This window comes from Nonomuraea sp. NPDC003754 (assembly GCF_053605785.1).
Window position 1 is genome coordinate 240,833 of record NZ_JBSGJX010000006.1, and the last position, 12,604, is coordinate 253,436.

A 12,604-nucleotide genomic window follows, 5' to 3' on the forward strand; every position below is an offset into this window, starting at 1 on the left:
GACGATCTACCTTTTCATGGTCAATTAGCGACAAATGGCGCGAGTGCGGCAGGGTGACGCAGTCCCCCGACCCCTTCGAAGGGAAGACCGCATGCCTACGCTCCGCCGTACCAGAGCCTTGCTCCTGACCGCCACGGTCGTGGTGTCGGGAGCGGGAACAGCGACGGCGGCGTCCGCGGACGCCGCCGCGACCGGCAGCGCCACCACCGGCGCGAGGAACAAGGCCATCGCCAGGCCCATGGTCGCGGCCAAGGGATGGACCCGGGCCCAGTTCGGCTGCCTGGAGCGGCTGTGGGCCAGGGAGAGCGGATGGAACCACCGGGCCGGCAGCGGCTCGGGCGCCTACGGCATCCCGCAGGCGCTGCCCGGAAGGAAGATGGTCAGCGCCGGCCGGGACTGGCGCACCAACCCCAGGACGCAGATCACCTGGGGCCTGTCCTACATCAAGAAGAGGTACGGCTCGCCGTGCGCCGCCTGGTCCCACTTCCAGGGGCGGGGCTGGTACTGATCTCCGCACCCGCTGTTCGAATACGCATGGTCATCGGGCCGCCGGGCCGATCCAAGGCGAGACCGTTCAGCGGCAAAGTCCTCTTCTTCCGGCGTCTGAGATCACGCACCAGTGGCGACATGGCGTATTAGAAACCGCCTAGAGACATCGTCGCGGTGCCTTCCGGGCCGTCCAGGTCGATCGGACGGGAAAGGATCTCGGAGGCCGCGCGGGCCCGTTCTCGCCCGAGCCACGGGCGCGGATCGGCAGGACCCTTGCTTCACGAAGGTCCGCCCGCACGCGACCCGACTGCAAGGATCAAGTTGGACAGCAAACGCGTTCTCGCCATGGTGGTCGCCTCCGCGGCGTTCACCGGCGGGACATCCACGATCGCCCTGGCCGACGCCGAGTCGCCCGGGACGGTCCACCAGCGGACCTGGACGGTCGCGGTCCAGCCCCACGTGATCCATCACGCCACGTGGACGACCAAGGCCGAGCCGAAGGCGCGGCCCGCGCTGCCCGGCAGGAACACCAACAAGCGGATCGCGCTCGACCTCGTGGTACGGAGGTCGTGGTCGCTGCGGGAGTTCCAGTGCCTGGACAGCTTGTGGACCAGGGAGAGCAACTGGAACCACCGGGCGCAGAACCCCAGCTCAGGGGCTTACGGCATTCCGCAGGCACTGCCGGCGGTGAAGATGTCGGGCGCCGGAAGCGACTGGCGGCACAATCCCGCCACCCAGATCCGCTGGGGCCTGCAGTACATCAAGGGCCGTTACGGCAAGCCGTGCGGCGCCTGGGGCCACTTCAGGTCGCACAACTGGTACTAGGGGCAGCCGCCGAGGGGAAGTGGCGCCTGCCGTGGAAGGGCATCCGGGCTCAGCCCCGGGTGCCCTTCCTTTCCAGGTGGACGGCGATGGCCTGGATGAGCAGGTCGAGGCCGAAGTCGAACTCCTCCTCGTGGTCGCACGAGCCCAGCAGCGAGGACAGCTCGCTGACCTGGGGGAACAGTTCGGGGTCCACGTCGCTGACCGGAGGGGCGCCGGGGACGGGCGCGAAGGTCGGCGTGACCCCCACCTCGCGCAGCAGCGAGCCGATCACGTAGGCGATGAACAGGCGCAGCATGCGCACCGCGTCGGCGCCGTCGAAACCCGCCTGGCGCAGCGTGGTCAGCGCCCGCTCCACGGGGAACAGCCCGGCGTTGGAGTGGAGCTGCCGGCTGACCACCAGCATGGTGGAGCGCGGGTAGTGGTGGGCGATCTGCCGGAAGGCCCTGGCCTGCATGCGCACCCTGTCGGTCCAGTGGGCGCCGGGGTCGTCGGTGAACTCGATCTGTGACAGCACCGACTCGGCGACGCCGTCGAGCAGCGAGGCCTTGTTCGGCACGTGGTTGTAGAGCGACATGACGCCGACGTTCAGGTCGGCGGCGATCCTGCGCATGGACACCGCGTCCGCGCCCTCACGCTCGATGAGGTCGATCGCGGCCGCGACGATACGCACGCGGGAGAGCGGCTCGGTGGGCATAGCTCATTCTATTGACGCACGTACACCGTACGTGCCACGCTCGAGGTATACGTACGGTGTACGTCCCCCTGGAGGCCGCATGTCGACGCACGATCTCTACACGATCCCCGCAGAGCTCTCCACGTGGAACGTGGACATGGCTGGGTCCAGCCGTTTCACCTGGGAGTACGACGACGGCAGGGACCGCATGCTCGCCCTGTACCAGAAGGGCAAGGACAAGCAGTGGGACTCGGTGAAGAGGATCGACTGGGACCTGGAGGTCGATCCGTACGACGTGCTCGGCATCCCGGACACCACCATCGCCATCCACGGCACGCCGCTGTGGGAGCGGATGGACGACAGGACCCGCGCCGAGGTGCGCAGGCACGGCGCCGCCTGGCAGTTCTCCCAGTTCCTGCACGGCGAGCAGGGCGCGATGATCTGCTCGGCGCGCATCGTGGAGTCGGTGCCCGACCTCGACTCCAAGTTCTACGCCGCCACCCAGACGATGGACGAGGCCAGGCACGCCGAGACCTACGCGCGATTCCTGCAGGAGAAGGTGGGCCTGGCCTACCCGATCAACGAGCACCTCAAGTCGCTGCTGGACTCCACCCTGACCGACTCGCGGTGGGACATGCCGTACCTGGGGATGCAGGTGCTGATCGAGGGGCTGGCGCTGGCCGCGTTCGGCGTCATGCGTGACATCACCACCAAGCCGCTGCCCAAGCAGATCCTCGCCTACGTCATGCAGGACGAGGCCAGGCACGTGGCCTTCGGCCGGATGGCGCTGCGCGACTACTACAAGAACCTCTCGGAGAGCGAGCTGCGCGAGCGCGAGGACTTCGTCATCGAGGGCTGCTACCTCATGCGCGACCGGCTGCGCGGCAGGGAGACGTGGGAGACGCTCGGCCTGTCGCAGGCGGAGGTGGCCGAGGCGATGCGGGCCGTCGACGAGTCGGAGTACCTGCGGCTGTTCAGGTCACTGCTGTTCAGCAGGATCGTGCCGTGCGTGAAGGACATCGGCCTGTGGTCGCCGCGCCTGCAGCAGGCCTACGCCGACATGGGCGTACTGGAGATGGCGGGGCAGTCGCTCGAGGCGCTCATGAAGCAGGACGAGGACATCGCCGACAGGCTCGACGCCGAACGCTTCGCCGCCGAGGAGGCCGAGCGCCACGCCGAGGTCGCCGAGACCATCGCCCTGGGCACGACCTCCTGACGCCTATCCGGCCGGGTGGACGCGGGCGATGACCTCCCTCAGCACCCGCACCAGGCCGTCGATGTCATCCTCCGTCGTGCGCCAGTTCACGATCGCGGGGCGGAGGGCGGTCATCCCCCGGTAGGTCGTCGTGCCCGCGTAGAAGCGGCCGTCGGCGATCAGCTCCTCGCCGATGCGGTGGTTGAGGTCGTTCAGCTCGCCCTCGGGCACGCCCGGCGGCGCGTAGCGGAAGCAGACCACGCAGAGCGTCACGGGGGCCAGCAGCTCCAGGTCGGGCGCCTTCTCCACGGCCTCTCCCAGGCGCAGGGCCAGGTCGTGATGGCGCTCGACGAGCTGCCGGTAGCCCTGCCTGCCGTAGGCCCGCAGGGTCGCCCAGATCGGGAAGGCCCGCGCCCTGCGGGAGGACTCCGGGCCGAGGTTGTTGTAGTTGACGTCGGAGGGCAGGTAGTGGGCGCCCCACGCGCCGAACGCCCTGAACATCAGGTCCTGGTCGTGGACGAAGGCGAAGCCGCTCTCGTAGGGGACGTTCAGCCACTTGTGGCCGTCGGCGGCGACGGAGTGGGCGCGTTCGACGCCCGCCACGAGGTGGCGTAGGCGTGGTGAGGCCGCGGCGAACAGCCCGAACGCGCCGTCCACGTGCAGCCACGCGCCGTACCGCTCGGCGAGGTCGGCCAGGTCGGCGATGGGGTCGAAGTCGCCGGTGTTGACCTCGCCCGCGTTGCCGACGATCACCGCGGGCCCGTCGAGCGCGGCCAGCTCCCGTTCCATGGCGGCCAGGTCGACGCGGCCGGCGTCGTCGCGCGCGCACACCGTCACGCCGTCGCGGCCCACGCCGAGGATCTGCAGCGCCTTGCGGCTGCTGGGATGGATGTAGCCGCCGGCCAGCACCGGCATCCGCGGCAGCCCGGCCAGCCCTTGCGAGACGATGTCGGCGCCGTGCCGTTCGCCCCACCACTGCCGCGCGCAGGCCAGCCCGGTCAGGTTGGCGAACGTCGCGCTCGGCGTCAGCACTCCCCCGTACGGCTCCGGCAGCCCGCACAGGTCCTTCAACCACGCCAGCACCACCTTCTCCGCCCGCGCCGCCAGCGGCGAGGTCAGGTGCAGCCCGCCGGCCTGGTCGAGCAGCGAGGTCACCCAGTCGCCCGCCTGCGCCGCGGGGGTGGCGCCGCCGACGACGAAGTGGAAGAAACGCGGGCCCGAGGTCTGTGTCGACGCCCTGGTGCCCACGGCGAGCAGTTCCTCGACGGCCGCCAGCGTCCCCTCGCCCCTGTCGGGGAGGGGACCGTCGAGGAGGTCCATGAGGTGGTCGGCGGCGTGGTCGTGGACCGGGCGGTCGGTCAAGGTGCCGAGGAAGGGGCCGGCGGCGCGGGCGACGAGGTCCAGGGCCGCGGGAGCGGCGTCCCGCTCGAACAGTGGATCATGCATAGCCGGATTCTGCATGACGGATCACCTCAGCGGCAGGCGCAGGACGAGCCGTGCGCCCCCGCGGCCGCTGTCGGCGACCACCAGGCTGCCGCCGTGGGCGACGGCGATGTCGCGGGCGATGGGCAGGCCGAGGCCGGTGCCGCCGATGTCGCGCGAGCGGGCGCTGTCCAGCCTGGTGAAGCGCCGGAAGACGGCCTCGCGCTGGTCGGCGGGGATGCCGGGGCCGTCGTCGCTCACCTCGACGACGGCGTCGCGGCCCTCGCGGGCCACGGTGACGTGGACGGCGCTCTCGCCGTACCTGTCGGCGTTCGACAGCAGGTTGGTCAGCAGCCTGTCCAGCCGCAGCCGGTTGCCGCGCACCATCAGGCCCGGCTCGACGGAGGTGGTGAACGGCAGGCGGGAGGGCCGCCTGCCGACCTCGTCGGCCACCAGCTTGCCCAGGTCGAGCAGCTCGTCGGGCGGGCGCACGCCCGCGTCGAGACGCGCCAGGAGCAGCAGGTCCTGCACGATGGCCGACAGCCGCCGGGCATCACCGAGCGCCTCGCCCAGGGTCCTGTCGGCGTCCTCTCCCTCGGGCCTGCCCTCCAGCCGGACCAGCATCGCCGTCAGCGGCGTGCGCAACTCGTGGGAGGCGTCGGAGACGAAGCGGCGGTGCCGGCCGACCGCGTCCTCCAGCCGCTGCAGCGTGTCGTTGACGGTGATGGCCAGCTCGGCCACCTCGTCGCCGGTCCCGGGCACCGCGATGCGGTCGCTCAGGTCGGTGGCGCTGATCTGCTCCAGACCCGACCTGATGCGCTCGACGGGCGCCAGGACCCTGCCGACGCCGACCCAGGTGGCCCAGGCCATGAGCGCGAGCAGAACGGCGGCGGCAAGCGAGAGGAGCCCGGCGATCAGCGGGACGTCCAGGGCGATCGACTCCCTGACCGCCGCGTAGGCGATGACCGGGCCGTAGGGGGTGGACCGGTTGGAGGTGCCGACGACGATGAGGCACCGCGGCTCGCCACCGCACACCCGCGTCTGCACCCGGGAGTCGCCCGCCGCGGGACGCGCGGTGGTCAGCGGCGGCCGTCCCCGCAGCGCTTCGCCGGCCGCCACCACCCTGCCGTCCGCGTCCACGACCTGCAGGAGCGCCACGCCGTGCTGCGGCGGGATCGGGCCGTGGACGGGCTCGTCGTCGACCAGCAGGGTGACCTGCCTGCTGGCCTGGTCGGCGCGGTCGACCAGCTGGGCGCGCACCCGGCCGGGAAGGGCCAGGCAGAGTGCCACGACTCCGGCGAGCAGGACGACGCCGAAGCCGACCACGGTGGCGGCCGTCATGCGGGCCCTGATCGAGCGCGGGCGCAAACTGCCGAGGTGCACACTTCCACGGTCACCGACCGGCCATCAGGTGCGGGTCTCGGTGTGGCATGGAGACCGTCGCGCGCGGGTCAAAGCCGCGAAAGCACGGATAGCGTGACCTCGTGGTGCATGTTCTCCTCATCGAGGACGACGCGGCGATCAGGACGGCGCTGAGCAGGGCGCTGACCGAGCGCGGCCACGCGGTCTCCTCCAGCCCCACGGCCATGGGCGGGCTGCACCAGGTGATGGACAGCCGCCCCGACGTCGTGGTCCTCGATCTGGGCCTGCCCGACGTCGACGGCTGCGAGCTGCTGCGGATGCTGCGGGCGGTCAGCGCCACCCCGGTCGTGGTGGCCTCGGCCAGGGACGCCGAGTCGGAGATCGTCAAGGCGCTCAACGCGGGCGCCGACGACTACGTGATCAAACCGTTCGGCGCCGAGCAGCTGGAGGCGAGGATCAGGGCGGTGCTGCGCCGAGGGGGCGCTCCCGCCGAGGAGGATCAGGGCATCGAGGTGGGCGGCCTCCGGGTGGACGTGAGTGCGCGCGAGGCGACGCTCGACGGCGTGCCGCTGGAGCTGAGCCCGAGGGAGTTCGACCTGCTGCACTACCTGGCCGCCCGGCGCGGCCGGGTCGTCACCAAGCGGGAGCTGATGGTGGAGGTGTGGCAGGTGCCGTACGGCGGGGCGGACAGGACCGTCGACGTCCACCTGTCGTGGCTGCGCCGCAAGCTCGGCGAGACCGCGGAGCGCCCGCGCTACCTGCACACCGTGCGCGGCGTGGGGGTGAAGCTGGTGCCGCCCGAGGGGCCGTGACGCCTTAGCGGCGCCTTAACGTCGCCATGACACCGCCCTATGACCGTTCCCCGCATTCTCTGAGATGTCAGCAATAACGAGACATTCGGGGGAATGTTGATATGCGTACCTTCATCGCTGCTTCGACCGTGGCCCTGACGATCACCGCCGCCGCTGTGGCTGGAACCGTGCTCGCGGGGGCCGCCGGCGCCGCCGTTGACGGCGGACGCCACGTCGGCGGCGGCTACGTCGTCACCAGCGCCGGCGGGGCGCCGATCCGCTCCTGTCCCGCCAAGACCTGCGCGGCGGTCGACTGGATCCCCGCAGGTGGCGTCACCACGGGCACGAAGGCGGGCAACTGGCTGCACCTGGACAGCGGCGGCTGGGCCTGGCTGGGCAAGCTCACCGCCCTCTGACGAAGGGGCCGGACGCCCGCGGCCCTCCAGGCACCACCTGGAGGGCCGCGGGCGTCGCCGCGCCCCGGTGGGTGGCCACCGGGTGATACGGGCGCGCATGCGGGTGAGAGTCTCAGCGATGGAGAGACGGACGGGCGGCCCGCTTGAATACCGGCATGCGAATCGTCCTGGGTCTCTCCGCGCTGGCGACCGGCCTGGTCGCCGGCACGTACTACGGTTTCTCGATCGCGGTCATGCCCGGCCTCGCGGCCGCCGGCGACCGTACCTTCGTCGCCGTCATGAACCACGTCAACGCCGCCATCATCAACCCCGCCTTCCTCGTGCCCTTCCTGGCCGGCCTGGTCCTGCCCATCTGGGCACTGATCCGTCACCGCCGCGCCAGACCTGCCGCGCTCTGGATACTGGCGGGGCTGGTCCTCTACCTGGTCGGTTTCGTGACGACCTCGGCCGTCAACGTCCCGCTCAACGACGGCCTCGCCGCGGGAACCCTCACGAGAGCGCAGTTCGAGGGCCCGTGGGTGGCGTGGAACCTGGTCAGGGCCGTCCTGTCGACCGCCGCGACGGCCTGCCTCGTGCGCGCGATGCTGGAGCCCCAACTCACGAAAACGGCTTGATCCCGGGGCTTAACCTAGAGGAGATGCCTCCCGATACGAAGATTCCCAGCCGTCCCCTGCTCTCTTCCAACTCCCTGTGGCGCATGCGCTCCTACCTGCGCCCCTACGTCGGCAAGCTGGTCTTCATCTGGCTCGTCGCCATCCTCGGCATAGCCGCCAGCATCACCTTCCCCCTGGTGGGCAAGGAGGTGATCGACGCCGGGCAGACCGCGGACCTGCTCCCGCTGGGCCTGCTGGCGGTCGGCGTCGGCGTCGCCGAGGCTCTGATGATCTTCCTGCGCCGCTGGACGCAGACCGGTCCCGTGCTCGGCCTCGAGACCAGGATCCGCGACGACCTCTACCAGCATCTGCAGCGCCTGCCGATGGCCTTCCACAACGAGTGGCAGTCGGGCCAGCTGCTCTCGCGCGCCACGACGGACCTGTCGACCATCCGCCGCTTCCTCGGCTTCGGCATGCTCTTCCTGGTCATGAACGTCATCCAGCTCACCACGGTGACGATCGTGCTGCTGAACATGTACTGGCCGCTCGGGCTGCTGGTGGCGGCCTCGGCCGTGCCCATCGTCTGGGTGTCGCTGCGCTTCGAGAAGAAGTACATCACGATCTCCCGCCAGGTCCAGGACGAGCAGGGCGACCTCGCCACGCTCGTCGAGGAGTCGGCGATCGGAATCCGCACGATCAAGGCATTCGGCCGCCGCCACCACGTCTTCGACACCTTCGACGAGTCCGCGCGCAAGGTCCACGCGACCTCGCTCGAGAAGGTCGGCCTGTCGGCGCGCTTCTTCACCTTCCTCGAGGTGATCCCCAACCTCACGCTGGCCCTGGTCCTGTTATTGGGCGCGCTCGCGGTGGGGTCCGGCTCGCTCTCGCAGGGCTCGCTGGTGGCGTTCACCACGCTGGTGCTGCAGCTGGTCTGGCCGATCGCGAGCCTCGGCTACATCCTGGCGATGGCGCAGGAGTCGATGACCTCGGCCGACCGCGTCCTTGAGGTCATGGACACCGTCCCCGCGATCCAGGACGGCACCGAGACGATCGAGCACCCGCGCGGCCACCTGCGGCTGGAGGGCGTCGGCTTCCGCTTCGCCGGCGCCGACCGCCCGGTGCTCCACGACGTCCGGCTCGACGTACGGCCGGGCGAGACGGTGGCCGTCGTGGGCGCCACGGGTTCGGGCAAGACGACGCTCACCGCGCTGGTCCCCCGGCTGATCGACGTCACCTCGGGACGGGTCACCATCGACGGCCACGACGTGCGCGACCTGAAGCTGAGCTCGCTGAGGGAGGTGGTGGCCACCGCGTTCGAGGAGCCCACGCTGTTCTCGATGAGCGTGCGCGAGAACCTCACGCTCGGCAACCGCGACGCCTCCGACGAGGAGGTGCGCGAGGCGCTCGAGGTGGCGCAGGCGACGTTCGTCCACGACCTGCCGTGGGGCCTCGACACCCGCATCGGCGAGCAGGGCATGTCGCTGTCGGGCGGGCAGCGGCAGCGCCTGGCCCTGGCCAGAGCCGTGCTGTCCAAGCCGAAGATCCTCGTCCTCGACGACACCCTGTCGGCGCTCGACGTGGAGACCGAGGCTCTGGTGGAGGAGGCGCTGCGTCACGTGCTGCGCGAGGCGACCGGCATCGTGATCGCGCACCGCGCCTCGACGGTGCTGCTGGCCGACAAGGTGGCGCTGCTGCGTGACGGCACGATCACCCACGTCGGCAGGCACCAGGACCTGCTGGCCGAGGTGCCCGAGTACCGCTCGCTGCTGGCCCAGGACGCCGACCTGTCCGAGGAAGGAGCCCTGCGTTGACGGCCACCACCGACTGGCGGGGCGTCGCCTCGGAGAACAAGGACGACCTGCCGGAGAAGGTCTCCCTGCTGCTGCGCACCCGCTCGCGCGCCCTGCTGGGCGACCTGCTGAGGCCGCACCGCAGGGCGATCGCGCTGCTGACCGCGATCATCATCTGCTCCAGCGGCGCGGGCCTGGCCATCCCCTACCTGGTGAAGGTCGGCATCGACTCGGGCATCCCGCCGATGCTGCGTGGAGAGGGTCCGGTCACGCTGCTGACGGTGGTCGGGGTCATCCTGGCCGCCGCCGTCACCCAGGCGCTGACCAGGCAGGTCTTCCTCAACCTGTCCGGCCGGATCGGCCAGGACATCCTGCTGGAGCTGCGCCGCAGGGTCTTCGACCACTTCCAGCGGCTGTCGCTCTCCTTCCACGAGAAGTACACCTCCGGCCGAGTCATCTCCCGGCTCACCTCCGACATCGAGGCGATCGCCGAGCTGCTGCAGTCCGGCTTCGACGGCCTGGTCACCGCGGTGCTGACGATGTTCGGCACGGCGGCGCTGCTGCTGATCCTCGACGTGCACCTGGGCCTGGTGGCGCTGGTGCCGCTGCCGCTCCTGCTGCTGTTCACCCGGTGGTTCCGCCGCCAGTCGGCGATCACCTACCGGCGCACCAGGGAGACGGTGGCGCTGGTCATCGTGCACTTCGTGGAGTCGATGACCGGCATCAAGGCCGTCCAGGCCTTCCGCCGCGAGCCGCGCAACCAGGAGATCTTCGGCCGGCTCAACGCCGACTACCGTGACGCCAACGCCCGTGCGATGCAGCTGATCGCGGTGTTCATGCCGGGCATCAAGCTCATCGGCAACCTCACGATCGCCGGTGTGCTGATCTACGGCGGCTGGCTGGCGTTCCACGAGGAGGTCACCGTCGGCGTGCTGGCCGCCTTCCTGCTCTACCTGCGCCAGTTCTACGAGCCCATGCAGGAGATCAGCCAGTTCTACAACACCCTGCAGTCGGCGGGCGCGGCGCTGGAGAAGCTGTCGGGCGTGCTGGAGGAGGAACCGTCGGTTCCCGAGCCGCCGAAGGGCGCACCGCTGGCGGCGGCGCGCGGGCAGGTCCGCTTCGAGGCCGCCGCGTTCTCGTACGTGCCGGAGATGCCCGTCATGCCGTCCCTCGATCTGACGGTTCCCGCCGGTCAGACCGTGGCGTTGGTCGGCGCGACGGGCGCGGGCAAGACGACCCTGGCCAAGCTGATCTCCCGCTTCTACGACCCGACGGCGGGGCGGGTGCTGCTGGACGGGGTCGACCTGCGCGAGCTGGACGAGACCACCCTGCGCAAGGCCGTGGTGATGGTGACGCAGGAGAACTTCCTGTTCTCCGGCACGGTCGCGGACAACATCCGGTTCGGCCGGCCCGAGGCCTCCACCAAGGAGGTCGTCGACGCGGCCAAGGCCATCGGCGCGCACGAGTTCGTCTCGGGGCTGCCCGACGGCTACGACACCGAGGTCGGCAAGCGCGGCGGCCGGATGTCGGCGGGCCAGCGCCAGCTGGTGGCCTTCGCCCGTGCCTTCCTCGCCGACCCGGCGGTGCTCATCCTCGACGAGGCCACCTCGTCGCTGGACGTGCCCAGCGAGCGGATGGTGCAGCGGGCCCTGCGCACCATCCTGGCCGACCGGACCGCGCTCATCATCGCGCACCGCCTGTCGACGGTGGAGATCGCCGACAGGGTGCTGGTGATGGAGCGCGGCAGGATCGTCGAGGACGGCCCGCCCGAGGCGCTCATCGCCTCCGCGGGCCGTTTCGCCGGCCTGCACCAGGCCTGGCTCGACAGCCTGGCCTGAGACCTCCCCGGGCGCGGCGCCCGCCGGCGCCGCGCGCCAGGGAGCGGGTCCTACATGATCGCCGCGCGCCAGGTGAACTTCAGCGGCGTCTCCGCGGCGCCCTCACGCGGGGTGGGCACCGGCGCTTCCGGGTGTCTGGCCAGGTACCCGGCGGGGAAGGTCGTGATCTGCACCGCCCCGCACTTGGGGCAGCTCTTGTCGGAGTTGGCGGGCTGGACGGGCACGCCCGCTCGCAGCCACACCTCGACTTCGTTGCCGTGGTCGTCGGTGACGTGTCTGACGGTGTACTCCTCCTGCCAGACATGCCAGCAGCACTGGCACTCGAACGGCCACGTCTCCCGCGCGTCATAGTCTTCGCGCACGCGGATCACCTCCGAGCTGGTCTTCTTCGAGTGTCCGCCTCCTCCTGCCGTCCTCGCAACCCGTTGACGAGGCCGGCAGGGCCCCGAAGGGTTCCGAGGCGAGGAGGACGTCGACGAGCCGGCCGTGCCCGCCTACGCCGCGCTGGGCGATCTAGAGGTGGGCCAGGCCCATGGTGACGACGAAGCACACCGAGCCGGCCACCACGCAGAGGGTGCCGATCCAGGCGACCAGCGCGTCGGCGCGGCCGTCGAGCGGGTCGCCGTTGTGCAGGGCGCGCTGGACCTGGCGGAAGCGGGCGCCGGTGCGCGCCAGCAGGATGCCGCCGCACAGCGCGGCCAGCGCGAAGCCCGCCACGAACAGCGGCCCGAGCCCGACGCGGGCGGCCAGGCCAGCCGCGCCGAGACCTCCCGTGGACAGGGCGACGGCGGTGCGCACCCAGGCCAGGCGGGTCCGCTCGCTCTGCAGCCCGGGATCCCAGATCTCGGCCGACATGCTCAGGCCATCAGGATGAGGACGAGCGCGACGACGGCGACCGCGGCCACGCCGTACCCGAAGACGGCGGCCAGGGCGGGCGGCGGCAGCGGCGACTGGTTGCGCAGCGCGCGCTGGATGTTGCGCCAGCGCGGGTAGGCCATGCCGGCGGCCAGCGCCGCCAGCAGGACCAGCAGGACGGACAGCGCGGTACGCGCCCACGGCACGAAGACGTCGTCGGAGACCGCGGCCATCGCCACGCCGCCCGCGCACAGCGCGAGCGACGTGCTCAGCCAGGTCAGGAAGGTCCTCTCGTTGGCGAGGGTGAAGCGGGGGTCGGGCTCGGTGCCGTTCATGGGACCACGCTAAATCGGCC

Annotated in this window: 14 protein-coding genes; 8 read left to right on the top strand and 6 right to left on the bottom strand. The window is 70.9% G+C overall.

The genetic code is table 11. The features are described 5' to 3' along the window. The first annotated feature begins 91 nt into the window (after positions 1–91). Both ACWEVS_RS10515 and ACWEVS_RS10520 read left to right on the top strand, forming a co-directional pair. On the top strand, positions 92–508 hold the full coding sequence (locus ACWEVS_RS10515; protein ID WP_452414016.1) for an aggregation-promoting factor C-terminal-like domain-containing protein: 417 nt from the start codon (positions 92–94) through the stop codon (positions 506–508). Positions 509–810: 302 nt separating this feature from the next. After that, entirely contained in the window at positions 811–1,314 is a 504-nt protein-coding gene (locus tag ACWEVS_RS10520; RefSeq protein ID WP_354907435.1) for an aggregation-promoting factor C-terminal-like domain-containing protein, read from the top strand. 49 nt (positions 1,315–1,363) lie between these two features. Here ACWEVS_RS10520 and ACWEVS_RS10525 read toward each other — a convergent pair whose 3' ends face one another. After that, positions 1,364–2,008, bottom strand: a complete 645-nt coding sequence (locus tag ACWEVS_RS10525; RefSeq protein ID WP_354907436.1) for a TetR/AcrR family transcriptional regulator C-terminal domain-containing protein — start codon at positions 2,006–2,008, stop codon at positions 1,364–1,366. Positions 2,009–2,087: 79 nt separating this feature from the next. Between ACWEVS_RS10525 and ACWEVS_RS10530 the strand changes: the two genes are divergently transcribed. Further along, positions 2,088–3,203 carry a ferritin-like domain-containing protein gene (locus ACWEVS_RS10530; RefSeq protein WP_449927105.1) on the top strand — a complete coding sequence of 372 codons (1,116 nt, stop codon included), beginning with the start codon at positions 2,088–2,090 and terminating at the stop codon, positions 3,201–3,203. A 3-nt stretch (positions 3,204–3,206) separates the two neighbouring features. Here the strand turns inward: ACWEVS_RS10530 and ACWEVS_RS10535 are convergent, their stop codons facing one another. Together ACWEVS_RS10535 and ACWEVS_RS10540 are read right to left on the bottom strand one after the other, a co-directional pair. Further along, a complete protein-coding gene (locus ACWEVS_RS10535) occupies positions 3,207–4,628 on the bottom strand; it encodes a pyridoxal phosphate-dependent decarboxylase family protein (RefSeq protein WP_452414018.1) in 1,422 nt (473 codons plus the stop codon). A gap of 21 nt (positions 4,629–4,649) precedes the next feature. After that, on the bottom strand, positions 4,650–5,987 hold the full coding sequence (locus tag ACWEVS_RS10540; RefSeq protein WP_452550987.1) for a sensor histidine kinase: 1,338 nt from the start codon (positions 5,985–5,987) through the stop codon (positions 4,650–4,652). A gap of 101 nt (positions 5,988–6,088) precedes the next feature. On the opposite strand from ACWEVS_RS10540, the gene ACWEVS_RS10545 reads away from it, so the two are divergent. The 5 genes from ACWEVS_RS10545 to ACWEVS_RS10565 all read left to right on the top strand — a co-directional run bounded on the left by ACWEVS_RS10545 (position 6,089) and on the right by ACWEVS_RS10565 (position 11,394). Then, positions 6,089–6,778, top strand: coding sequence for a response regulator transcription factor (locus ACWEVS_RS10545; RefSeq protein ID WP_452550989.1), 690 nt, complete (start codon positions 6,089–6,091; stop codon positions 6,776–6,778). 101 nt (positions 6,779–6,879) lie between these two features. Further along, on the top strand, positions 6,880–7,173 hold the full coding sequence (locus ACWEVS_RS10550; protein ID WP_452550991.1) for a hypothetical protein: 294 nt from the start codon (positions 6,880–6,882) through the stop codon (positions 7,171–7,173). A 155-nt stretch (positions 7,174–7,328) separates the two neighbouring features. Further along, positions 7,329–7,787 carry an anthrone oxygenase family protein gene (locus tag ACWEVS_RS10555; protein WP_452414025.1) on the top strand — a complete coding sequence of 153 codons (459 nt, stop codon included), beginning with the start codon at positions 7,329–7,331 and terminating at the stop codon, positions 7,785–7,787. Between the two features lie 23 nt (positions 7,788–7,810). After that, positions 7,811–9,577, top strand: a complete 1,767-nt coding sequence (locus tag ACWEVS_RS10560; protein WP_452550993.1) for an ABC transporter ATP-binding protein — start codon at positions 7,811–7,813, stop codon at positions 9,575–9,577. Next, a complete protein-coding gene (locus tag ACWEVS_RS10565) occupies positions 9,574–11,394 on the top strand; it encodes an ABC transporter ATP-binding protein (protein WP_452550994.1) in 1,821 nt (606 codons plus the stop codon). The genes ACWEVS_RS10560 and ACWEVS_RS10565 overlap by 4 nt, the downstream gene beginning before the upstream one ends. 50 nt (positions 11,395–11,444) lie before the next feature. Here ACWEVS_RS10565 and ACWEVS_RS10570 read toward each other — a convergent pair whose 3' ends face one another. The 3 genes from ACWEVS_RS10570 to ACWEVS_RS10580 form a co-directional block, all read right to left on the bottom strand. Further along, on the bottom strand, positions 11,445–11,756 hold the full coding sequence (locus ACWEVS_RS10570; protein ID WP_449923946.1) for a hypothetical protein: 312 nt from the start codon (positions 11,754–11,756) through the stop codon (positions 11,445–11,447). Positions 11,757–11,907: 151 nt separating this feature from the next. Then, on the bottom strand, positions 11,908–12,249 hold the full coding sequence (locus ACWEVS_RS10575; protein ID WP_354907445.1) for a DUF202 domain-containing protein: 342 nt from the start codon (positions 12,247–12,249) through the stop codon (positions 11,908–11,910). A gap of 2 nt (positions 12,250–12,251) precedes the next feature. Further along, positions 12,252–12,584 carry a YidH family protein gene (locus ACWEVS_RS10580; RefSeq protein WP_354907446.1) on the bottom strand — a complete coding sequence of 111 codons (333 nt, stop codon included), beginning with the start codon at positions 12,582–12,584 and terminating at the stop codon, positions 12,252–12,254. Between the last annotated feature and the right edge of the window lie 20 nt (positions 12,585–12,604).